The organism is Streptomyces spongiicola, assembly GCF_003122365.1.
Classification (GTDB): Bacteria; Actinomycetota; Actinomycetes; order Streptomycetales; family Streptomycetaceae; genus Streptomyces; species Streptomyces spongiicola.
On sequence record NZ_CP029254.1, the window covers coordinates 4,503,827 to 4,526,026 of the forward strand.

At 72.3% G+C, this 22,200-nt stretch carries 20 protein-coding genes; 12 read left to right on the plus strand and 8 right to left on the minus strand.

All coding sequences use genetic code 11. The annotated features are described in order from the left end of the window. Nucleotides 1–26 precede the first annotated feature (26 nt). From atpA to DDQ41_RS19940, 6 genes are all read left to right on the plus strand, one after another. The gene (atpA, locus tag DDQ41_RS19915) at nucleotides 27–1,625 is read left to right on the plus strand and encodes a F0F1 ATP synthase subunit alpha (RefSeq protein ID WP_109295692.1); all 1,599 of its coding nucleotides are present in this window, start codon (nucleotides 27–29) and stop codon (nucleotides 1,623–1,625) included. A gap of 20 nt (nucleotides 1,626–1,645) precedes the next feature. Next, nucleotides 1,646–2,563, plus strand: a complete 918-nt coding sequence (locus DDQ41_RS19920; protein WP_109295693.1) for a F0F1 ATP synthase subunit gamma — start codon at nucleotides 1,646–1,648, stop codon at nucleotides 2,561–2,563. Next, nucleotides 2,563–4,017, plus strand: coding sequence for a F0F1 ATP synthase subunit beta (gene atpD / locus DDQ41_RS19925; protein ID WP_109295694.1), 1,455 nt, complete (start codon nucleotides 2,563–2,565; stop codon nucleotides 4,015–4,017). Before DDQ41_RS19920 ends, atpD begins: the two co-directional genes overlap by 1 nt. Nucleotides 4,018–4,203: 186 nt before the next feature. Beyond that, on the plus strand, nucleotides 4,204–4,575 hold the full coding sequence (locus DDQ41_RS19930) for a F0F1 ATP synthase subunit epsilon (protein ID WP_109295695.1): 372 nt from the start codon (nucleotides 4,204–4,206) through the stop codon (nucleotides 4,573–4,575). A gap of 140 nt (nucleotides 4,576–4,715) precedes the next feature. Beyond that, the gene (locus DDQ41_RS19935) at nucleotides 4,716–5,162 is read left to right on the plus strand and encodes a DUF2550 domain-containing protein (RefSeq protein ID WP_109295696.1); all 447 of its coding nucleotides are present in this window, start codon (nucleotides 4,716–4,718) and stop codon (nucleotides 5,160–5,162) included. A gap of 251 nt (nucleotides 5,163–5,413) precedes the next feature. Continuing rightward, nucleotides 5,414–6,202, plus strand: a complete 789-nt coding sequence (locus DDQ41_RS19940; protein ID WP_109295697.1) for a hypothetical protein — start codon at nucleotides 5,414–5,416, stop codon at nucleotides 6,200–6,202. A 103-nt stretch (nucleotides 6,203–6,305) separates the two neighbouring features. On the opposite strand, the gene DDQ41_RS19945 is transcribed toward DDQ41_RS19940, so the two are convergent. From DDQ41_RS19945 to DDQ41_RS19955, 3 genes are all read right to left on the minus strand, one after another. After that, nucleotides 6,306–8,159, minus strand: a complete 1,854-nt coding sequence (locus tag DDQ41_RS19945; protein WP_109295698.1) for a glycoside hydrolase family 18 chitinase — start codon at nucleotides 8,157–8,159, stop codon at nucleotides 6,306–6,308. A gap of 154 nt (nucleotides 8,160–8,313) precedes the next feature. Next, nucleotides 8,314–8,952: a response regulator gene (locus tag DDQ41_RS19950; protein ID WP_109295699.1), complete on the minus strand. Its 639-nt coding sequence runs from the start codon at nucleotides 8,950–8,952 to the stop codon at nucleotides 8,314–8,316. Continuing rightward, nucleotides 8,949–10,172: a sensor histidine kinase gene (locus DDQ41_RS19955; RefSeq protein WP_109295700.1), complete on the minus strand. Its 1,224-nt coding sequence runs from the start codon at nucleotides 10,170–10,172 to the stop codon at nucleotides 8,949–8,951. Before DDQ41_RS19955 ends, DDQ41_RS19950 begins: the two co-directional genes overlap by 4 nt. 152 nt (nucleotides 10,173–10,324) lie before the next feature. On the opposite strand from DDQ41_RS19955, the gene DDQ41_RS19960 reads away from it, so the two are divergent. Next, nucleotides 10,325–10,993 (plus strand): hypothetical protein, encoded by a 669-nt coding sequence (locus DDQ41_RS19960; RefSeq protein ID WP_262508674.1) that lies wholly within the window; start codon nucleotides 10,325–10,327, stop codon nucleotides 10,991–10,993. Nucleotides 10,994–11,277: 284 nt separating this feature from the next. Here the strand turns inward: DDQ41_RS19960 and DDQ41_RS19965 are convergent, their stop codons facing one another. Beyond that, nucleotides 11,278–11,850 carry a cob(I)yrinic acid a,c-diamide adenosyltransferase gene (locus DDQ41_RS19965; protein WP_109295701.1) on the minus strand — a complete coding sequence of 191 codons (573 nt, stop codon included), beginning with the start codon at nucleotides 11,848–11,850 and terminating at the stop codon, nucleotides 11,278–11,280. Between the two features lie 375 nt (nucleotides 11,851–12,225). Here DDQ41_RS19965 and DDQ41_RS19970 point away from each other — a divergent pair, with 375 nt between their 5' ends. From DDQ41_RS19970 to DDQ41_RS19980, 3 genes are all read left to right on the plus strand, one after another. Then, complete coding sequence (locus DDQ41_RS19970) at nucleotides 12,226–13,074, plus strand: 3-hydroxyacyl-CoA dehydrogenase family protein (RefSeq protein WP_109295702.1); 849 nt, start codon at nucleotides 12,226–12,228, stop codon at nucleotides 13,072–13,074. A 260-nt stretch (nucleotides 13,075–13,334) separates the two neighbouring features. Beyond that, nucleotides 13,335–13,658 carry an STAS domain-containing protein gene (locus DDQ41_RS19975; RefSeq protein ID WP_109295703.1) on the plus strand — a complete coding sequence of 108 codons (324 nt, stop codon included), beginning with the start codon at nucleotides 13,335–13,337 and terminating at the stop codon, nucleotides 13,656–13,658. 215 nt (nucleotides 13,659–13,873) lie between these two features. Then, nucleotides 13,874–16,660 carry an ATP-binding protein gene (locus DDQ41_RS19980; RefSeq protein WP_109297839.1) on the plus strand — a complete coding sequence of 929 codons (2,787 nt, stop codon included), beginning with the start codon at nucleotides 13,874–13,876 and terminating at the stop codon, nucleotides 16,658–16,660. Nucleotides 16,661–16,933: 273 nt separating this feature from the next. On the opposite strand, the gene nucS is transcribed toward DDQ41_RS19980, so the two are convergent. Continuing rightward, the gene (gene nucS / locus DDQ41_RS19985) at nucleotides 16,934–17,596 is read right to left on the minus strand and encodes an endonuclease NucS (RefSeq protein ID WP_174720301.1); all 663 of its coding nucleotides are present in this window, start codon (nucleotides 17,594–17,596) and stop codon (nucleotides 16,934–16,936) included. A 280-nt stretch (nucleotides 17,597–17,876) separates the two neighbouring features. Here nucS and DDQ41_RS19990 point away from each other — a divergent pair, with 280 nt between their 5' ends. Beyond that, nucleotides 17,877–18,269: an SCO5389 family protein gene (locus DDQ41_RS19990; RefSeq protein WP_109295705.1), complete on the plus strand. Its 393-nt coding sequence runs from the start codon at nucleotides 17,877–17,879 to the stop codon at nucleotides 18,267–18,269. Between the two features lie 149 nt (nucleotides 18,270–18,418). Here the strand turns inward: DDQ41_RS19990 and DDQ41_RS19995 are convergent, their stop codons facing one another. After that, nucleotides 18,419–19,459 carry an LLM class flavin-dependent oxidoreductase gene (locus DDQ41_RS19995; RefSeq protein ID WP_109295706.1) on the minus strand — a complete coding sequence of 347 codons (1,041 nt, stop codon included), beginning with the start codon at nucleotides 19,457–19,459 and terminating at the stop codon, nucleotides 18,419–18,421. Nucleotides 19,460–19,673: 214 nt separating this feature from the next. Between DDQ41_RS19995 and DDQ41_RS20000 the strand changes: the two genes are divergently transcribed. Continuing rightward, the gene (locus DDQ41_RS20000) at nucleotides 19,674–20,003 is read left to right on the plus strand and encodes an ATP/GTP-binding protein (protein WP_109295707.1); all 330 of its coding nucleotides are present in this window, start codon (nucleotides 19,674–19,676) and stop codon (nucleotides 20,001–20,003) included. 67 nt (nucleotides 20,004–20,070) lie between these two features. Here DDQ41_RS20000 and DDQ41_RS20005 read toward each other — a convergent pair whose 3' ends face one another. Together DDQ41_RS20005 and DDQ41_RS20010 are read right to left on the minus strand one after the other, a co-directional pair. Continuing rightward, nucleotides 20,071–20,901 (minus strand): ABC transporter permease, encoded by an 831-nt coding sequence (locus DDQ41_RS20005; RefSeq protein ID WP_109295708.1) that lies wholly within the window; start codon nucleotides 20,899–20,901, stop codon nucleotides 20,071–20,073. Continuing rightward, on the minus strand, nucleotides 20,898–22,139 hold the full coding sequence (locus DDQ41_RS20010) for an ABC transporter ATP-binding protein (protein WP_109295709.1): 1,242 nt from the start codon (nucleotides 22,137–22,139) through the stop codon (nucleotides 20,898–20,900). Before DDQ41_RS20010 ends, DDQ41_RS20005 begins: the two co-directional genes overlap by 4 nt. Nucleotides 22,140–22,200 lie beyond the last annotated feature (61 nt).

The window sequence follows — 22,200 nt, forward strand, 5'->3', positions numbered from 1 at the left end:
CCCAACAAGGAGAGCAGGGAACCCAGATGGCGGAGCTCACGATCCGGCCGGAGGAGATCCGGGACGCGCTGGAGGACTTTGTCCAGTCGTACAAGCCGGACGCGGCCTCGCGCGAGGAGGTCGGTACGGTCAGCCTTGCCGGCGACGGCATCGCGAAGGTCGAGGGACTTCCCTCGACGATGGCCAACGAACTGCTGAAGTTCGAGGACGGCACCCTCGGCCTCGCCCTCAACCTCGAGGAGCGCGAGATCGGTGCCATCGTCCTCGGTGAGTTCAGCGGCATCGAGGAGGGCCAGCCGGTCCAGCGCACCGGCGAGGTCCTGTCCGTCGCCGTCGGCGAGGGCTACCTCGGCCGCGTTGTCGACCCGCTCGGCAACCCGATCGACGGCCTCGGCGAGATCGAGACCTCGGGCCGCCGCGCCCTCGAACTGCAGGCCCCCACGGTCATGCAGCGCAAGTCGGTGCACGAGCCCATGGAGACGGGCTACAAGGCCGTCGACGCGATGACCCCGGTCGGCCGCGGTCAGCGTCAGCTGATCATCGGCGACCGCCAGACGGGCAAGACCGCCCTGGCCGTCGACACGATCATCAACCAGCGCGACAACTGGCGCTCCGGCGACCCGTCGAAGCAGGTCCGCTGCATCTACGTCGCCGTCGGCCAGAAGGGCTCCACCATCGCGTCCGTGCGCGGCGCGCTGGAGGAGGCCGGCGCCCTCGAGTACACGACGATCGTCGCCGCCCCGGCGTCCGACCCGGCCGGCTTCAAGTACCTGGCGCCGTACACCGGCTCGGCCATCGGCCAGCACTGGATGTACGAGGGCAAGCACGTCCTCATCGTCTTCGACGACCTGTCGAAGCAGGCCGACGCCTACCGCGCCGTGTCGCTGCTGCTGCGCCGCCCGCCGGGCCGTGAGGCCTACCCGGGCGACGTCTTCTACCTGCACTCCCGTCTGCTGGAGCGCTGCGCCAAGCTGTCCGACGACATGGGAGCCGGCTCGATGACCGGGCTGCCGATCGTCGAGACCAAGGCCAACGACGTGTCGGCGTTCATCCCGACCAACGTCATCTCCATCACCGACGGCCAGTGCTTCCTGGAGTCCGACCTGTTCAACGCCGGTCAGCGCCCGGCCCTGAACGTCGGTATCTCGGTCTCCCGCGTCGGTGGCTCCGCCCAGCACAAGGCCATGAAGCAGGTCTCCGGCCGGCTTCGCGTCGACCTGGCCCAGTACCGCGAGCTGGAGGCGTTCGCCGCCTTCGGTTCCGACCTGGACGCCGCGTCGAAGTCCGCCCTGGAGCGCGGCAAGCGCATGGTCGAGCTGCTGAAGCAGCCGCAGTACGCCCCGTACTCGACGGAGAACCAGGTCGTCTCCATCTGGGCCGGCACCACCGGCAAGATGGACGACGTCCCGGTCGAGGACATCCGCCGCTTCGAGTCCGAGCTGCTCGAGTTCCTGCACCGCGAGCACAAGACGCTGATGACCTCCATCCGCGAGGGCGGCAAGATGTCCGACGACCTGCTCGAGAAGCTCGCCGAGGCGATCGCCGACTTCAAGAGGCAGTTCGAGACGTCCGACGGCAGGCTGCTCGGCGAGGACGCTCCGGCGGCCGTCAACGTCTCGAAGTGACGACGGAAGGGACCTGACTCATGGGAGCCCAGCTCCGGGTCTACAAGCGTCGTATCAAGACGGTCAGCGCGACGAAGAAGATCACCAAGGCGATGGAGATGATCTCCGCCTCGCGCATCGTCAAGGCGCAGCGCAAGGTGGCGGCCTCCACGCCGTACGCGACCGAGCTGACCCGCGCGGTCACCGCGGTGGCGACCGGTTCGAACACGAAGCACCCGCTGACCACGGAGGCGGAGTCCCCGGCCCGTGCCGCGGTCCTGCTCCTCACCAGCGACCGCGGGCTGGCCGGCGGCTACTCCTCCAACGCCATCAAGACGGCCGCCCGGCTGACCGAGCGGCTCCGCGGCGAGGGCAAGGAGGTCGACACCTATGTCGTCGGCCGCAAGGGCGTGGCCTACTACGGCTTCCGTGAACTTCCGATCGCGGACTCCTGGACGGGCTTCACCGACAACCCGTCGTACGCCGACGCCAAGGAGATCGCGGCGCCCCTGATCGAGGCGATCGAGAAGGACACGGGCGAGGGCGGCGTGGACGAACTCCACATCGTCTTCACCGAGTTCGTCTCGATGCTGACGCAGACGCCGGTCGACGGCCGGCTGCTGCCGCTCAGCCTCGGCGAGGCGGAGGCCGGGGGCGGCGGGAAGGACGAGCTGCTTCCGCTGTTCGACTTCGAGCCGTCGGCGGAGGACGTCCTCGACGCGCTGCTGCCCCGGTACGTCGAGAGCCGGATCTACAACGCCCTGCTTCAGGCCGCGGCTTCCGAGCACGCGTCCCGCCGCAAGGCGATGAAGTCGGCGACCGACAACGCGGGTGACCTGATCAACACCTACACCCGACTTGCCAACGCGGCCCGCCAGGCCGACATCACCCAGGAAATCAGCGAGATCGTCGGTGGCGCGAGCGCCCTGGCCGACGCGACCGCGGGGAGTGACTACTAATGACCACCACTGTTGAGCCGACCGTTCCGGCCGGCGTGGCCACCGGCCGCGTCGCGCGGGTCATCGGCCCGGTCGTCGACGTGGAGTTCCCCGTCGACGCGATGCCGGAGATCTACAACGCGCTGTCCGTCGAGGTCCCGGACCCGGCTGCCCCGGGCACGACCAAGACCCTGACGCTCGAGGTCGCGCAGCACCTCGGCGAGGGCGTCGTGCGCACCATCTCGATGCAGCCCACCGACGGCCTGGTCCGCCAGGCCCCGGTGACCGACACGGGCAAGGGCATCACCGTCCCGGTCGGCGACTTCACCAAGGGCAAGGTGTTCAACACCCTCGGTGAGGTGCTGAACGAGCCGGAGGCCAACGGCCAGGAGTCCGAGCGCTGGGAGATCCACCGCAAGGCCCCGAAGTTCGAGGACCTCGAGTCCAAGACCGAGATGTTCGAGACCGGCCTGAAGGTCGTCGACCTTCTCACCCCGTACGTCAAGGGCGGGAAGATCGGTCTGTTCGGTGGCGCCGGCGTCGGCAAGACCGTCCTCATCCAGGAAATGATCATGCGTGTGGCGAAGCTGCACGAGGGCGTTTCCGTGTTCGCCGGCGTCGGTGAGCGCACCCGTGAGGGCAACGACCTCATCGCCGAGATGGAGGAGTCCGGCGTTCTGGACAAGACCGCGCTGGTCTTCGGCCAGATGGACGAGCCCCCGGGCACCCGTCTGCGGGTCGCCCTGGCCGGTCTGACCATGGCGGAGTACTTCCGCGATGTGCAGAAGCAGGACGTGCTGTTCTTCATCGACAACATCTTCCGCTTCACCCAGGCCGGTTCCGAGGTGTCCACCCTGCTCGGCCGCATGCCGTCCGCGGTGGGCTACCAGCCGAACCTGGCGGACGAGATGGGCCTCCTCCAGGAGCGCATCACCTCGACCCGCGGTCACTCGATCACCTCGATGCAGGCGATCTACGTCCCCGCGGACGACCTGACCGACCCGGCGCCGGCGACCACCTTCGCCCACCTCGACGCGACGACGGTGCTCTCCCGTCCGATCTCCGAGAAGGGCATCTACCCCGCGGTGGACCCGCTGGACTCCACGTCCCGCATCCTGGACCCGCGCTACATCTCGCAGGACCACTACACGACCGCCATGCGCGTCAAGGGGATCCTCCAGAAGTACAAGGACCTCCAGGACATCATCGCGATCCTCGGCATCGACGAACTGGGCGAGGAGGACAAGCTGGTCGTCCACCGTGCCCGTCGGGTCGAGCGCTTCCTGTCCCAGAACACCCACGCGGCGAAGCAGTTCACCGGCGTGGACGGCTCGGACGTTCCGCTGGACGAGTCGATCGCCGCGTTCAACGCGATCTGCGACGGCGACTTCGACCACTTCCCGGAGCAGGCCTTCTTCATGTGCGGTGGTCTCGAGGACCTCAAGAAGAACGCCAAGGAGCTGGGCGTCTCCTGAGTCCCGCGACTCACGACGGGGGGCGGGTCCCGCCCCGCCCCCCGTCCCACGCCCTCCCGGGGTCCTGAACCAGCCGCCCGCGCGGCGGCCCCCGGACGGCCCCCGGCGTTTCGCCGCCCGGGCCCCTACTAGACTTACGACCCAACACCCGGCAAGACCGCCGGGTGGTGACCCGAGGAGCCAACCTTGGCTGCTGAGCTGCACGTCGAGCTGGTCGCCGCCGACCGCCAGGTCTGGTCGGGCGAGGCCGACCTGGTCGTCGCGCGCACCACGTCCGGCGACATCGGCGTCATGCCCGGTCACCAGCCGCTGCTCGGTGTGCTGGAATCGGGCCCGGTGACCATCCGTACGAGCGAGGCGACGGTCGTCGCCGCCGTGCACGGCGGTTTCATCTCGTTCGCCGACAACAAGCTGTCGCTGCTGGCGGAGATCGCCGAGCTGGCGGACGAGATCGACGCCCAGCGCGCCGAGCGTGCGCTGGAGCGTGCGAAGACCGACGACGACGCCGCCGCCGGGCGGCGCGCCGAGGTCCGGCTGCGCGCGGTGGCGGTGCGCTGAGCGCACACCCGCCGATGAACCACTCTCAGCCGCGGCCCGGACTGGACTTCTCCAGACCAGGTCGCGGCTGAGGCAATGCAGGTGCAGACGCAGATGCAGGTCGTATTCCGCTACGGGACGAAGCGAGGAGGTCGGTGGAGATGTTCCTCGCTCTGCTTGTGAGCGGACTGGTCGTCGCACTGGTGGTGATCGGGCTCTTCGTCTTCGGCCTGCGCCGCAGACTGATCCAGCGCTCGGGGGGCACCTTCGACTGCAGCCTGCGCTGGAACGCGCCCGACGAGGACGACCACTCCGGCAAGGGCTGGGTGTACGGCGTGGCCCGCTACAACGGCGACCGGGTCGAGTGGTTCCGGGTCTTCTCCTACGCCCCCAGGCCGCGGCGCGCCCTGGAGCGCTCGGCCATCGAGGTGGTCTCCCGGCGCCTGCCCGAGGGCGAGGAGGAGCTGGCGCTGCTGTCGGACGCGGTCGTCCTCGGCTGCCTGCACCGCGGCATCCGCCTCGAACTGGCGATGAGCGAGGACGCCCTGACCGGCTTCCTGGCCTGGCTCGAGGCAGCCCCTCCGGGCCAACGAGTCAATGTGGCCTAAATAGAGGTGTCTCGTTGGTTGGGGGTGCCCCTGGACGGAGTCTGGGGGAGGGTCGATGTGGCCTGAAGTAGGGGTGTCTCGTTGGTTGGGGGTGCCCCTGGACGGAGTCTGGGGGAGGGGCGATGCGGCCTTGAGTGGCGAGGCCCCGGCCGTACGGAATCCGGGTGATGCTGGGCGGGTCTCCCCCCGCTTGGGCGACTGCGGGCCGGTTCGCGCCGCTTTCCGGGCCGCTGCGCGCATAGGCTCGCGCCATGAGCGCAGCGGACGGGCGTGCCGGGGAGGGCGCCGACGACGGGGGAGCGTACGGGGGAAGTGACGGGCCGGGAGGTCCTGGTGGTCCCGGAGGTTCCGGCGGCGGCGAGCCGGCGGAGAAGAGCCGCGGGAGGGACCGGATCGAGCTTTTCCTCACGGTCATCCTCGCCCTGGCCGCGGTCGGTACCGCGTGGGCCGGGTTCCAGAGCGCCAAGTGGAGCGGTGTGCAGGCGAACTCCTACGCGCAGGCGTCCGCGGCGCGCACCGAGTCCTCGCGGCGTTCGGCCGAGGCGGGCCAGCTGGTGACCATCGACGTGATCACCTTCACCCAGTGGCTCACCGCGCTCAACGACGAGATCGTCGCCGATCCGTCGAAGCGGCCGCAGGGTACGTACACACCGGACCCCGACAGCGTCTCCGGCTTTCTCTTCAACCGGTTCCGCGACGAGTTCGAGCCGGCCGTGTCCGCCTGGCTGATGAGGCGTCCTCTGACCGACCCCGAGGCGCCGTCGACGCCGTTCGACATGCCGGAGTACCGGGTCGCCGCCGAGGAGCAGGCGGAGCGCCTGGTGGGGGAGGCCGAACGCAAGTCGGCGACGGCGCGTCAGGCGAACCAGCGGTCCGACAACTACGTGCTGACCGCGGTGCTGTTCGCCCTCGTGCTGTTCTTCGCCGCGGTGGCGGGCCGGGCCAGGGCGGGGCGCGCCCAGTGGGTGCTGCTCGGGCTCACCGTGGCGGCTCTGCTGGCGGCCGTGAGCCTGCTGCTGTCCTATCCGGTGACCGTCTGAGCGGGGGCGTGCCGCGGGTGGGTGGGGAGCCGTCCGAACCCCGCCGTGTCGTAAGGGAATCGGGGGGTGGTGCGGTGCACCACCCCCCGTCCGGGTGCCGCGGCTATCCCAGCCCGCCGCTGATCGCGCTCACCAGCTCGCCGTTCGCGGTGTCGCCGCTGAACTCCCAGAAGAACGCGCCTCCCAGGTTCTGGCTCTTCGCCCAGCCCATCTTGCCGCCGATGGTCGCCGGGGTGTCGTAGCTCCACCACTGGGAACCGCAGTGGGCGTACGCGGTTCCGGCCACGGTGCCGTTGGCGGGGCAGGTGTTCTTCAGGACCTTGTAGTCCTCGATGCCCTGTTCGTAGGTGCCGGGGGCGGGTCCGGTGGCCGAGCCGCCCGGCGCGGACTGGGTGACGCCCGTCCAGCCGCGGCCGTAGAAGCCGATGCCCAGCAGCAGCTTGGCTGCGGGGACGCCCTGGGCCTTGAGCCTGGCGATCGCCTCCGCGGAGGTGAAGCCCTGTTGCGGGATGCCGGTGTACGAGGTGAGCGGCGAGTGCGGGGCGGTGGGGCCGTCCGCGTCGAAGGCGCCGAAGAAGTCGTACGTCATCACGTTGTACCAGTCGGAGTACTGCGCGGCGCCGGCGTAGTCGGTCTTGTCGATCTTGCCGCCGGTGCTGGCGTCGGCCGTGATGGCGGCCGTGACCAGATTGTCCGGACCGAACTTGGTGCGCATGGCCCGCATCATGTTGCCGAAGGCGGCGGGGCCGCTGGTGTCGCAGGTCAGGCCGCAGGCGTTCGGGTACTCCCAGTCCAGGTCGATGCCGTCGAACACGTCGGCCCAGCGCGGGTCCTCGACCAGGTCGTAGCAGGAGTCGGCGAAGGCGGTCGGGTTCTGGACCGCCTGGGGGAAGCCGCCGGACCAGGTCCAGCCGCCGAACGACCAGAGGATCTTGATGTGCGGGTAGCGCTGCTTGAGCTTGCGGAGCTGGTTGAAGTTTCCGCGCAGGGGCTGGTCCCAGGTGTCGGCGACGCCGTCGACCGACTGGTCGGCGGTGTAGGCCCTGTCGTGGTCGGCGTAGGAGTCGCCGATGGTGCACCGGCCGTTCTGGACGTTGCCGAAGGCGTAGTTGATGTGGGTGATCTTGGCGGCGGTGCCGGAGGTGACGAGGTTCTTCACATGGTAGTTGCGGCCGTAGACGCCCCAGTTGGTGAAGTAGCCGAGCTTGACCTTCGAGCCGGGGCCGGGTCCGGGGCCCGGGTCGCCGCCGGTGGTCCGCACGGCGCGGGCGCCGCTGGGTGGGCCGGTCTGGTCGGCGGTGTCGCGGGCCCGCACTGTGTACGAGTAGTCGGTGCCCGCGGTGAGCCGGGTGTCGGTGTGGCTCAGTCCGGTGACGGTGGCGACTCGTGTGCCGTCGCGGAGGACGTCGTAGTTCTTGATGCCCTTGTCGTCCGTGGCCGCGGTCCAGCTCAGTGTCACCGAGGTGTCGGTGACACCGCTCGCGGACGGGGTGCCGGGGGCGGACGGCGGGTTGTCGCCGGGAACCGTGCCGCCGTCGCAGGAGCCGCCGTTGACCCGGCAGCCGGACGGGGAGCCGGGGCCCGCGCCGTTGAAGCCGAAGGACACCGAGGAGCCGGGGGCGAGGGTGCCGTTCCAGCTCTTGTTTCGGGCGGTCCAGTGGGTGCCGGAGGAGGTGACGTCCGCGTCCCAGGCGGAGGCGACGGACGTACCGGAGGGGAAGTCCCACTCGACGGTCCAGGAGCTGATCGAGGTGGTACCGGTGTTCTTCACCGTCCACTTGCCCTCGAAGCCGGTGCCCCAGTCCTGGACCTTGGTGTAGGTGGCGGTGGCGGCGGTGGCCGCCTGGGCGGGTGTGGCGAGTCCGACCATGGCGGCGAGGGGAAGCAGCAGGGCGGTGAACCCTGCCGTCGCTCTGGACCTGAGGCCGGTTCTGGTGCGGGGGGTAGTCGTGCTCAAGGGTGCTCCTCGAGTTCGCGGACGGACGGGATGGGGGCGGTCCGTACAGAGCACTCCGCGGGGCCCACCGCGGTGTGTGTGCGGTGAGCGTAGGAAGGTCTGGACCAATCGTCAATAGGTCCAGACCATCGCCGGGGGATGGGGTCTCCGGCGCTCAGACTCCCAACTCCCGCGCCAGCACGGCGGCTTGAAGCCGGCTGCGCAGTTCGAGCTTGCCCAGGAGCCTGCTGACATGGGTCTTCACCGTGGCCTCGGCCATCCGGAGCCGTACGGCGATCTCGGCGTTCGACAGACCCCCGCCCAGACAGGACAGCACCTCGCGCTCACGCGGCGTCAGCGCGTCGAGCACGGCCGGGTCCCGCGACGGCCCGGGCACGGTGGAGGCGAACTCCGCGAGCAGCCGCCGGGTCACGGCCGGGGCGATCAGGCCCTCGCCGCGGGCGACCGTGCGCACCGCCTCGACCAGGTCCCGCGCCTCGGTGTTCTTCAGCAGGAATCCGGCGGCCCCCGCGCGCAGCGCGCCGAACACATACGCGTCGAGGTCGAACGTCGTCAGCACCAGGACGTCCGCCAGGCCCTCCCCGACGACCTGACGGGTCGCCGAGACCCCGTCCAGACGCGGCATCCGCACATCCATCAGCACGAGATCCGGCCGCAGCGCCCGGGCGAGCCGCACCGCCTCCTCGCCGTCCCCGGCCTCGCCCACCACCTCTATGCCGGGGGAACTGCCCAGGATCAGTACCAGACCGGCCCTGACGGACTTCTGGTCCTCCGCGACCACGACCCGGATCATGCCGAGGGCTCCTTGCCGTCCACCGTGGGCAGCACCGCCCGTACCCGCCAGACCCTCGCCGGACCGCCCGCCGGGCCGGGTCCGGGGCCCGCCTCGAACTCACCGCCCAGCAGCGCGATCCGCTCCCTCATCCCGACGAGTCCCGCGCCCGAGCCGGGCGCGCGCGGCTCCGGCCCGCCGCCGTAGGGGCTGGTCACGGTCACCGTCAGCGCACGGCCCGCCGCACCGGTGAGGCGTACGGCGACCTCGCCCGCGTCGGCGTGCTTCAGCGCGTTCGTGAGCGACTCCTGGACGATCCGGTAGGCGGCGAGCGCCACCGGTGCCGGCGGCGCCGCGTCCGCGTCGATCGCGTCGTCCAGGGTGCACTTCAGCCCGCTCGCGGCACCGCTGGTGGCGGCCTGGTCCACGAGCGCGTCCAGCCCGGCCAGGGTGGGGGCGACGGCGGGCTCGCCGTCGCAGCCGCTGTCGCTGCCGCCGCTGTCCCTCAGCAGCCCGATCAGCCGGCGCATCTCCGCCAGGCCCTCCACGCTGTTCTCCCGGATGACGGTGAGTGCCCGCCGGGTCGTCGCCGGCTCGTCCAGGGACAGCGCGGCGGTGGAGTGGATGGCGATCGCGGAGAGGTGGTTGGCGACCAGGTCGTGCAGTTCCCGGGCCATTCTGGCGCGCTCGGCGGTGATCGCCTCCCGGCGGTCCAGCTCGGCGAGCAACGCGGTCTGCTCCGCGCGCAGCCGTGCCGCCTCCGCGGCCTCGCGGTGGTTGCGCACAAGGGCGCCCGTCGCGGCCGGGACGACCGTCACCAGCCCCACGACCAGGCCGAGGAGCAGCGCGGAAGGATCCTGGAACCACGCCAGGGAGCAGACCGTGACCCCGGCCGTGATCAACCCGGCGGCGTAGGGGATGCGCCGGGCCGAGGCCGGCGGGCCGTACACCACGGCCGCGTACACGAGGTCCGTGAACATCAGGACCGTCGCGATGCTCCCCGGTGTGAACTGGTCCGCCGCGATCGCGGCCGTGCCGGCCAGGAGCGCCGTCCTCGGCATGGTCCGCCGCAGCAGTTCCAGGCCCGACATGGCGAGGAGCGGCACGAGCACCGGCCACGGCCCGGACAGCGGACGGACGCCCTCGGTGGTGTGCAGCCCCAGCGCCCACAGCAGCAGACCGCCGGCGAGGCCGGTGACGGCTATGAGGACGTCGTCGCGGTGGGGGCGGGGGAAGGTCACCGTCCCATGAAACACGCCGGGTGGGGCCGCCGGCCTCCCCCTCCCGGGGTGAGCCGGGGATACATCGAAGGATGCAGTCACGGTTCGTCACCGGCGACGACGCGTCCGTGGCCGGGGTCCGGCAGTCCGGCTCCGGTACGAAGGGGCCAACCGTGATCGTCACGCTGATCGTCGTCTGCGAGGTCGGCTTCTGGGTGCTGCCGGCCGCCGGTCTGGCCACGCGCTATCTGCTCCGGATGCGGAGGACCGGGCTGGCCTTGCTGCTCGTCCAGCCGCTGCTGGAGCCGGTCCTGCTGGCGGTGACGGTGCCCGACCTCAGGAGCGGGGCGGAACCGGGCCGGCGGCACGGACTCGCCGCGCTCTACATCGGCTACACGGTGGGCCACGGCCACCGGACCGTCACATGGCTGGACGGGCATGCCGCGCACCGCCCGGGCGGCGGCCCGCCGCCCGCGAGGCCCCCGCGCCACGGTGCCGGGCGCGCCCGGTACGAGGGCCGGGTGTGGCTGGGCACGGCGGTGGGCGCGGCCGTCGCCACCGGTCTGCTCCAGGCGGCCGTCTGGTACGTCGGGGACGCAGCCCGGACGGGCCCGCCGGAGGACTGGACGCACCTCTCGTGGCGGGTCGCGGCCTTCCACGGGCTGTTCGCACTGAGCTACGCGGTCTTTCCGAGGAGGGCTCCGAAGAGGGCTCCGAAGAGGGCTCCGAGGAGCGCCCGGAAGAAGGCCGTGGGAGGGTCGCCGCGGCATCAGTCAGACGGAGTGGGAGCCGCAGCCGCGGGCGCGGGTGGCGGCGTAGACGCAGGCGCGGACGCAGACTGAGGCGCGGGCGCGGGCGCGGGCGCAGTGGGAGTGGGAGCCGGGACGCGGGCCGGTCAGCGCCGGGCGCGAGTCGGCGCGCCCGGCGGTCCGGGGGCCTCCGGGCGGGCGGCGGCGGCCGGGAGCGCCGCCTTCCCGGGCCGGCCGCACATCCGCGGGGACCTGCGGGGACAGACCCTCAGGGACCAGCGGGGACAGACCCTCGGGAACCAGCGGGGACTCGCCGCGGTGACAGGCCGTCCGCCCGCCGGGCGCCTCCTCCACCCCACGGGGGTACGGCAGAGCCCTCAGCGCTCTCCGCCCGGCACCCAGAGGACGTCCCCGACTTCCTTGTTCGCGGTCCTGGCGAGGATGAAGAGGAGGTCGGAGAGCCTGTTGAGGTAGGTGGCCGCCAGCGGGTTCATCGTCTCGCCGTACACCTCGACGGCGGCCCAGGTGGAGCGCTCGGCCCGCCGCACCACCGTGCACGCCTGGTGCAGCAGCGCGGCACCCGGCGTGCCGCCCGGCAGGATGAACGAGCGGAGCTTGTCCAGGTCCGCCAGGAAGCGGTCGCAGTCCGCCTCCAGCTTGTCGACGTACTCCTGTTCCACCCGCAGCGGTGGGTACTCCGGGTTCTCCACGACGGGTGTGCACAGGTCCGCGCCCACGTCGAACAGGTCGTTCTGAACCCGGACGAGGACCTTGACGACCTCCTCCGGGAGCCCGCCGAGTGCGATGGCCGTACCGATGGCCGCGTTGGCCTCGTTGGCGTCCGCGTAGGCGGAGATGCGCACATCGGTCTTGCTCGTGCGGCTCATGTCGCCGAGCGCCGTGGTGCCCTTGTCGCCGGTGCGCGTGTAGATGCGCGTCAGGTTGACCATACGGTCAGCCTACGGCCTGTCGCCGCGGTCCCCGGGGGCGGACGACGACGGCCGCGGCTGCGGTGCGGCACCTCGCGCTGTCGCCGAGTCGCCCCGGTACCCCCGGCGTCGGTACGACCCTCGGTCCTGCGGTGCACCGCTCCCGACGCCGAGCGCCGAGCGCCGAGCGCCGAACGCCGATCCGTCGGGGACGGCGGGGACGGCGGGGACGGCGGGACGGGCCTTGGGACGGCCCGTGTTCGGCCGCCCGCCCCGTCTCCGGTGTGATGTCCGTCATCCGGGACGTGACGCGCATCTCTTCGCCGCCACACGGCGGCCCGTGGCCGATAGCCTCCGCAGGGATCCGGAAGGCAACGTGCGTTAAGGGGTGCAGTAGTGGCCAGGAAGCTCGCCGTCATCGGGGCCGGACTCATGGGGTCCGGTATCGCGCAGGTCTCCGCCCAAGCGGGCTGGGACGTCGTGCTGCGCGACGTCACCGACGCGGCCCTGACCCGCGGCACCGACGGCATCAAGGCCTCGTACGACAGGTTCGTCGCCAAGGGCAGGCTCGAAGCGGCCGACGCCGAGGCCGCGTTGGGGCGCATCACCACGACCACGGACCTCGACGCGGTCGCCGACGCGGACGTCGTGGTGGAGGCGGTCTTCGAGAAGCTCGAGGTGAAGCACGAGATCTTCCGTGCGCTCGACAAGCTCGTACGGGACGAGGCGGTGCTCGCGTCCAACACGTCCGCGATCCCGATCACCAAGATCGCGGCCGTGACCGGGCGGCCGGAGCGCGTCGTCGGCACCCACTTCTTCTCGCCCGTGCCGATGATGCAGTTGTGCGAACTCGTCCGCGGTTACAAGACCAGCGACGAGACGCTCGCCACCGCACGCGGGTTCGCCGAGTCCGTGGGCAAGACCTGCATCGTCGTCAACCGCGACGTCGCCGGTTTCGTGACCACCCGTCTGATCTCGGCGCTCGTCGTCGAGGCGGCCAAGCTGTACGAGTCGGGTGTGGCGAGCGCCGAGGACATCGACATCGCGTGCAAGCTCGGCTTCGGCCATGCGATGGGGCCGTTGGCCACCGCCGACCTGACCGGCGTCGACATCCTGCTCCATGCCACCGGCAACATCTACACCGAGTCGCAGGACGAGAAGTTCGCGCCGCCGGAGCTGATGCGCCGGATGGTGGACGCCGGTGACATCGGGCGCAAGAGCGGGCAGGGCTTCTACAAGCACTGAACGCCGACCCCGGGTGCGCGGGGGCCGTACGCCCCTGCCCACCTTCACCCCTTCGGGTGAATTCGGTATCGGTTCGCTTACAGACGGCAACTTCTCTGCACGTACGGCAGTCAGTTGGTGCAAACACAGAGGTAGTCGAAACCTCACGGTCGAACGCGACGGTCGAACGCCAGTCCGCGTCAGCGGGCCGGGCGCCGCGGAGTCGGACGATCGACGCGGGCGTCGGCGCTGACGGACAACAGCACTCTCGGGGAGCGCATATGCACATCAGGGGCGACCATGCCGAGCTGGTCGTCGGGGGCCGCCTCGACGTCCGGAGCGCGGCGGACGCCCGAACGGTCCTGCACTCGGCCGTAGACGGCGGAGCGGGCGACCTCGTGCTCGACCTGAGCCGTCTGGACTCCTGGGACGCCACCGGTCTCGGGGTCATCATGGGCGCGCACCGACGGGCCGGCCGCCGCGGCCGACGCCTCGTGCTGCGCGGAGTGCCGCCGCAGATGCAGCGTCTCCTGGTGGCCACCCGGCTGCATCGCATCCTGGCCATCGAGGGCGGAATCGCCGCGGAGTCCCTGCCCCGGGTCTGAGCGGGCGCACGCGCCAGGGCGCACAATCATCACGAGACCGTGACGTCCTGGACGGCCTGCCCCCCGGCTGTTCCCCGACACCCGCGGAACGTCTAGGCTCCGGTCGCCCGCCCTCTCCGACAACCCACACGGCGGGCACCGGACCAGAAGCGGCAGCGGAGCGTGCAGCCGGCCGGAGGGGCTTGCGCACGAGACGCCATCTGGGGGCTTTGACCATGGATCCGAGGAATCCGGAACCGGACGAGTACGGCCGCGACGGCGACCGCGCCGGCGCCGAGGGCGGCACCGCGCAACGGCCGCCGCGCGACGCGGTGCGCGACGCGGTGCCGCCGGAGTTCGCCCACCACAGGGCCGCGCCCGCGCGCATGGTGCGCGTGGTGGCCGGCGAACTCGCGCTCACCGTCAACCCGGTCGACGGCAGCGAGATCGAGCCCTGCCGCCCCGGTGAGCAACCCGCCGCGCCCGTACGGCGCACCCCCGCTGAGCGCGGGGAACTGCGGCGCGCCCTCCGGCCCCCGGTCCCACCGGGACCGGCCGCCCCCGCACTGCCGCTGCTGGGACGCCAGGAGGAACGCCGGAGGCTGGTACGCCTCCTGGGGCGCGGCCGCACGGTCCGGCTGACCGGGCCCGCCGGATCGGGCCGTACCGCCCTGCTCGACGCCGTCGCCGCCGACTGCGCGGACCTGGCCCCCGACGGCGTCGTCCGGCTCTCCGGGCACCACCGCACGCCCGCCGAACTGCTCCGCGAACTCTTCACGGCGGTCCACGACGCCCCACTGCACCGGCCCGGCCGGGCGGAACTACTCGCACACGTCGGCGAGATCGGTGCCGTCGTCCTCGTCGACGACCTGGAGTTCGGCGGCAGCGCCCTGGACGAACTCCTCGACGCCACCCCGGAATGCGCCTTCCTGCTCGCCGCGACGCCCGACGTGGCGGCACCCTCGGCCGGGTCCGAGGTCGAGGAGGTGTTCCTCTCCGGGCTCGACCGCGGCACCGCCATCGAACTCCTGGAGCGGGCCGTGGAGCGGCCGCTCACCGACGAGGAGGCGAACTGGGCCGGCGACCTCTGGTTCGAGTCGGAGGGGCTGCCCCTGCGCTTCGTCCAGGCCGGTGCGCTCCTCAGGCAGCGCGACACCCTGCGCGACGGCCGCGCGGAGCGGGACCGCGCCGCCGAGGCAGATGCCGGCACCGCCACCGCCACCGCCACCGGCACCGATGACGCCACCGCCACCGCCACCGGTACCGATGACGGCGATGACGACGAGGCCGGCGTCTTCGGCGACGGGGTCGACACCCCGCTGCCGACGCTCGGCGAGGGAGCCGCCCCCGCCGCGCTGCTCGCCTCCCGCCTCAGCGAGTCCGCCCGCGAAACCCTCCGGTTCGCGGTCGCCCTCGGCGGCGAGGTCCCGCACCAGGCGCACCTTCCGGCGCTCATCGGCGACACCCACGCGGACGCCGCGCTCGGCGAGCTGACCCGCTGCGCCCTGCTCGGTCCCGTCGGCTCCCGCTACCGGCTGGCGGCCGGGGTCGCCGCCCAGCTGGAGGACGCCGGCTACGACGAGGGAGCCCTCGGGCGCGCCGACACGGCCGCCCGGCACTACGCGTGGTGGACGGCGCACCCGTCGGTGACGCCCGCGCGGGCGTCCGGCGAGGCGGATGCGATCCTCGCGGCGCTGGGCGCCCTGGTGCCCGCGCAGGAGGTCGGGTACGCCGCAACGGCGGTGCTGCTGGCCCGCAGTGCCGCGCCCGCGTTCGCGGCCGGACTGCACTGGCAGGCGTGGGAGCGGGCGCTGCGGACCGGGCAGGAGGCGGCCCGCACGGCGGGCGAGGTCGCCGAAGAGGCCTATTTCCTCCATGAGCTGGGTGTACTGGCGCTCTGCTCGGGCAGCCTCGACCGGGCGCGTGCCGAACTCGAGGCGTCCATCGCCATGCGCGGAGCGCTTGCCGACAAGAGCGGCACGGTCGCCGGCCGCAGGGCGCTGGCTCTCGTCGCCGACCGCGAGGGCGCCCGCCCGCCCGGTGCGGGTGCCGCCGAGGCCGCGACCGCCCCGGTCGTACACGTCGAGGAGCCGGTGGTCCCGTCCCTGGGCACCACGGTCGTCTACGCACCGGCCGAGGCCGCGGAGGCCGGACGCCCCCCGGCCGGGCCCGCCGGCCTGGTTGCGGGGGCGCGCCGCCTCGTCGTCTCCGGCCCCCGGCGCCACCTGGTCGCGACCGGGGCGGGCGCACTGCTGGCCGTGGTCCTCGGCACCATGGTGACCCTCGGAGCGACTTCCGACGAGGAACCCCCGGCGGACCGGGTGACCGGCGAGCAGTCGGCGAACGAAGGGGAGGGGAGCGAGGGCCTCGACGCGGACGAGCCCGCCGACACCCCCACCGGCGGCCCCGCGGACGGCGCCACCGGCGGTAGCGGAGGCGCCCCCGCGGCACCGGGTACGGCGCGGCCCGGCGAGAGCGGCTCGGCGGGCGATCCCGCGGCACCGGGCGTCGGTTCCCCGGCGGGCGGTTCGGGCACCAGCGGCTCGGCGAACGGCGGTTCGTCGTCGGCGACGGGCGGTACGACCGGGAGTTCGCCGTCCACGGGTGGCTCGCCGTCTACCGGCGGCCCGTCGTCGGGCTCCACCGGTTCATCCGGCTCTTCGGGTCCGTCGGGTCCGTCGGGTCCGTCGGGTTCGTCAGGTCCGTCGGGCTCGTCGGGGGGGTCGCCGTCGGACGGGGGCACCTCCACGGGCCCGGGCGGTGGCGCATCGGACGCGGGCACCTCCGCCGGTCCGGGTGGTGGTGCCTCGGAAGGGGGTTCTGACGAGGGGGGCACCTCCACGGGTCCGGGTGGTGGTGCCTCGGACGGCGGTTCTGACGAGGGGGGCTCGTCCACCGGTCCGGGCGGTGGTGCCTCGGGCGGCGGTTCGGACGAGGGCGGTACGTCCTCCACGGGTGGCCCGGGGGCCACGGTGGGCGGCCCCAGCGGCAGTCACGCCCTGCCGAGCGGTTCGTCGCCCTGACCGCGCGCCGGTGCGGGTGCGGTACGGCGCCCCGGGTCCGTGCGGCGCCCTGTCCTTGGTGCGCCCTGTCCTTAGGGCCCCGGGTCCGTGCGGCGCCCTGTCCTTGAGGCGCCCTGTCCTTAGCGCCCCGGGCCCGTGCGGCGCCCTGTCCTTGGTGCGCCCCGTCCTTGAGGCGCCGGGCCCGTGGGGCGCGCCGGTCCGTGCGGCGCCCCGGTCCGCGTACGAGCGCGGGCGGCCCGCGCGACCGCCGGCCGCCCGCGTTCCCGGGGCCCGTCAGAACAGACGCAGCTTGTCGTCCTCGATGCCGCGCAGGGCGTCGTAGTCCAGCACCACGCAGCCGATACCCCGGTCCGTCGCCAGCACGCGGGCCTGGGGCTTGATCTCCTGGGCCGCGAACACACCGCGGACCGGGGCGAGACGGGGGTCGCGGTTCAGCAGCTCCAGATAGCGGGTGAGCTGCTCGACCCCGTCGATCTCGCCGCGGCGCTTGATCTCCACCGCCACCGTCGCGCCGTCGGAGTCCCGGCAGAGGATGTCCACGGGCCCGATCGCCGTCGGGTACTCGCGGCGGATCAGGCTGTAGCCCTCGCCCAGTGTCTCGATACGGTCTGCGAGCAGTTCCTGGAGGTGCGCTTCCACGCCGTCCTTGATGAGTCCGGGGTCCACACCCAGTTCGTGTGACGAGTCGTGGAGGACCTCCTCCATGGTGATGATCAGTTTCTCGCCCGTTTTGCCGGTGACGGTCCAGACCTTGCCGTCCCCCTCCTTGAGAGTGCAGGGAGGGGACATCCAGTTCAGCGGTTTGTACGCCCTGTCGTCGGCGTGGATGGAGACGCTGCCGTCCGCCTTGACCAGGATCAGGCGGGGAGCTGAGGGCAGGTGTGCGGTGAGCCGGCCGGCGTAGTCCACGGAACAGCGGGCGATGACGAGACGCATGGTGCGCAACGCTACTCGACCGACCTCCCCGCGCGCGATTCCTCCCACCGCCGCCCCGCCTCTGTCCGAGTCCCTACGGGTCGCCCCTCTTGTGCCCTTACGCAGGTGGCCGGTTGTGTTCCCATTCTCCTGGTGCGGACCAGACAGCGCGCATAACGTGGCAGCAGGAGGTCGCCGGTCGGGCACGCTGCGTCGTCCTCGACGCCGCAGCCGGGCACACGCGGCCGCCTCCTTCCCTGCCCGTAAGACCCCGCTCGGCGGGGTCGCGAGAGGAGAACCCATGTCGCTCGACGTCTCACCGGCGCTGTTGGAACAGGCCGAGCGAGGCGAGGTCGACGAAGCCGCATTCGTCGACTGCGTCCGGACCTCCCTGCCCTACGCATGGGAGATGATCAGTTCTCTGGTGGTTCAGCTGAAGGTGGACGGCGGCGACTTCGCCGACAACCAGACGCCGCCGCCGGACGAGCAGGCACGTGGCCAGCTGCTGCGCGCACTCGCGAGCGACGCCATCAGGGGTGCGCTGCAGCGGCACTTCGGAGTGCGGCTCGCTTTCCAGAACTGCCACCGAGTCGCGGTGTTCCCGCTGGACTCCTCGGTGGATGAGCGGCTCACCCGCTTCACCTCCGTCAGGGCCCAGCTGCTCAACCAGTCGCCGGAACTGCGCGACTGCTGATGTCTTCCGCTGCCGCTCCGTATCGCGCGAGGAGCCATGCACGCCGGGGCGGCAGCCTCCGCCGGACGACGGGCCGGGGGAGGCACGCGGGCCGCCGGGGGAGGCGCGCGGGCCGTACGGTCGTGCGGCCCGCATGCGCGCCGGCCCGGTCAGCGAAGTAGCGGCAGCACCTCGGCGCCCAGTCGCCGGACGTTGTCCTCCGTCGCCGCCAGATCGCCCGAGCCCTCGGAGAGGAGCGCGAACCGGGTGATGCCGGTGCGCTCAGCGGTCGCCGCGAGCCGGTCCGCGGCCAGCCTCGGCGGTCCCACCGGATGCAGCCGGCACAGCAGCTCGGTGTAGTGGACGGGGTCGCGCATCGCGCGCTGCCGCCCGTCGACCGTCACATGGGCCTCCAGGCCCTGCTTCAGCCAGCCCGGCATCGCCTTGGCGAGGGCCTCCTGGGCCGCCGCCCGGCTGTCCGCGATCTGCACCAGTCCGGCCGACACATGGCCGGCCGCCGCCACCGTCCCCGGATCGTGGCCCGACGCGAGGGCGTGGCTCCGCCACAGGGCGACCATGTCGGCCTTCTCCTCGTCGCCGCAGTGCATGCCGAGGAGCATCGCCAGCCCGCGCTCGGCCGCCAGCCGCACCGTCGCGGGGGAGGTGCACGCCACGACCACCTCCGGGCCCGCGGGGCCGTGGCCGTCCCCGCCGATCAGATCCCCGGGGCGCGGGACGACGGGGACCTCGCGGAAAGCGAATCGTTCCCCCTCGCCTCCCACACGGGCCTCCCGCAGCCAGCGCAGCAGCAGGTCCAGCGACTCGGGGAAGTGCTTCTCGTACGCCGCGAGACCGGCGCCGAAGACCTCCAGATCGACCCAGGGGCCGCCGCGGCCCACGCCGAGGGAGAACCGGCCCCCCGACGCGAGGTGCAGCAGTGCCGCCTGCTCGCCGAGTGCCACGGGGTGGACGGTGGGCAGCACGCTCACCGCCGTGCCCACCCGGATCCGCTCGGTGCGGCCGAGCAGCAGCGCGGCCAGGGTCACCGCCGACGGGCAGACCCCGTACGGTACGAAGTGGTGTTCGGCGAGCCAGACCGAGTCCAGCCCGGCGGCCTCGGCCACCTCGGCGGACCGCACGGCCCGGTGCAGTGCCTCCCCATGCCCCTGGCCCGGGAACTGTGCGGCCAGTACAAAAGCTCCAACGCGCATCGCCTGATGCCTCCTTGCGGCCGACGCGGCATTCCCCCCACACAGGCAATAACGTCTGACACGTGCCAAAGGCACGGCCGTACGTGAAGTTCTTGCGATTTTCCGGTAACCGGGCCCGGCGGGTGGATCGGGCTGCGCCGTTCGGGGCACCTGCCCGCCGCCCGGGACCGTAGGCTTGGGAGTGAACTGTCCGCATCTGCTCCCGAGGTGTCACGTGTCCCCGCGCAGAAACCGCCCCCGCGGAGGGGAGAAGCAGACCGACCGCGCCGGTGACATGGCCGACCGCTACGGCGGAGTGGAGCGGGCCGAGAGCTGGCAGGGCGAGGAGTGGCGGGTCCGGCACGTCGCGGGGGCGAGCGCCGCGGGCAAGCGCTACCGCTGCCCGGGCTGCGACCAGGAGATCCCGCCCGGCACCCCGCACGTGGTGGCCTGGCCCGACCACGGCGGGGTGGACGACCGCCGCCACTGGCACAGGGCGTGCTGGAACGCGAAGGACCGCCGCACCTCCCGGGTGCAGCGGTCCCGCAACGCGCCCCGCTACTGAACCCCGGTCCGGCCGCCGGGGCGTGCACGGTCCCGTGAGGCTGCCGGGGGCGCCGGTCCGGCAGGGGTCAGACGTCGCGCCGGTCGAGCGAGAGGTAGGCGCCGGCCATGGCCGCGCCCGCCAAACCCGCCATGGTCCACAGCGGCTGCCAGCCGTTCGGGCCCTCGTCCGAGACCGAGGTGTCGTAGAGCACCCCCAGTTGGCTCGGGATCGAGTACTCGAGCAGGAACTCCTGCACCGGCCGCAGCGATTCCGCGTACATGAACAGGGCCAGCACCAGCGGCAGCAGGACCAGACCGATCATGACCGTGATCGCGCCGGCCGAGTGCCGGATCAGTGCGCCGACGGCGAGCGACAGCAGTCCGAGCAGGGCGACGAAGAGCCCGGCGCCGACCGTCGCCCGGAACCAGTCCTCACCGGTGCTGACGCCCGTGTCGGCGATCGCCGTCTGGAGGGCGCCGACGATCGCCGCCGTCACCGTCGTGATCACGAACACCAGGAGGAAGAAGACCGTCGCCTTCGCCGTCAGCACCCGGGCGCGGCTGGGGCAGGCGGTCAGCGTGGTGCGGATCATGCCGGTTCCGTACTCGGACGCGATGGTCATCACACCCAGCGTGATCACGCAGATCGAGCCGAGCAGGACGCCGAAGAAGCCGAGGCCGAGCACGGACTCCTCGCCCAGCTCGGGCTCCGCCGCGGACACGGCCACCGCCGAGAGCACGCCGAGGCCGAACATCAGCACGATCATCACCCCGAGGGTCCACACGGTGGAGCGCACCGAACGGATCTTGGTCCACTCGGAGGCGAGCGCGTCGCCGAGGTGCGCCGCCCGGACGGGGATCGGGGAGTCGTAGGCGCCCTGCGGGTGCGCGCCCTGCTGCCGGTACGGGGTCGTCATCGGGCGTCCTCGGTGCTGCTCTTGGTCAGGTCTGCGGGGGCGGGGGCCGCAGGGCCGGCGGGAGCCGGGGCCGCCGCGGGAGGCGCTGCCGGGGCCGGCGCAGCGGTCACACCGGCAGCGGCGGTCGCAGCGGTCGCACCGGCTGCGGCGGTCGCGTACGGGTTCCGGCCGGGCGGTACGGTGGCCGGCGCATCGGCCGCGTACGGGTTCCGGCCGGGGGGCGGCGGCGCGTACCAGCCCTGCTGCGGCGCCTCGGGGACCAGCACCGCCGAGGGATCGTGCCCCAGCGGCGGCGGCTGCATCAGACCGGCCTTCTGGTCCTCCGTCGAGCGGTAGTCCACGGCCGCCTGCGTCATCCGCATATAGGCCTCCTCCAGGGAGGCCTGGTGCGGCGAGAGTTCCCACAACCGCACGTCGGCCTCGTGCGCGAGATCGCTGATGGCGGGCAGCGCGAGGCCGGTCACCCGCAGCGCCCCGTCCGGCTCCGGCATGACCTGGCCGCCGGCCTCGGTGAGGACGACGCTCAGCTTCTCCCGCTGCTGCGGCTCGGTCTGCGGGGTCCGCACCCGTGCGAAGCCCGCCGAGTTGTGCGCGATGAAGTCCTTCACGCTCATGTCGGCGAGCAGCCGACCGCGCCCGATGACGATCAGGTGGTCGGCGGTGAGGGCCATCTCGCTCATCAGGTGGGAGGAGACGAACACGGTACGGCCCTCGGAGGCCAGTTGCTTCATCAGATTGCGCACCCAGAGGATGCCCTCCGGGTCGAGGCCGTTGACCGGTTCGTCGAACAGCAGCACCTGAGGGTCGCCCAGCAGGGCCGCGGCGATGCCGAGACGCTGCCCCATGCCCAGCGAGAAGCCCTTCGACCGGCGCCTGGCGACGTCCTGGAGGCCCACGACCCCGAGGACCTCGTCGACCCGGCGGGCCGGGATGCCGGACAGCTGGGCGAGCGAGAGCAGATGGCTGCGGGCGCTCCGGCCGCCGTGCACCGCCTTGGCGTCGAGCAGGGCCCCGACCTGACGCGGCGCGTTGGGCAGCTTCCGGAACGGGTGGCCGCCGATCGTGACATGGCCGGAGGTCGGCTGATCGAGGCCGAGGATCATCCGCATCGTCGTCGACTTGCCCGAGCCGTTCGGCCCGAGGAAGCCGGTGACGGCCCCGGGCCGCACCTGGAAGGAAAGGTCGTACACGGCCGTCTTGGCGCCGTAGCGCTTCGTCAGACCGACTGCCTCGATCATTGCTCCAGCCCCATCGACAGGTCAGGTCGTCGGGGCACGGCCGCATACGGCCGCAGCCCCC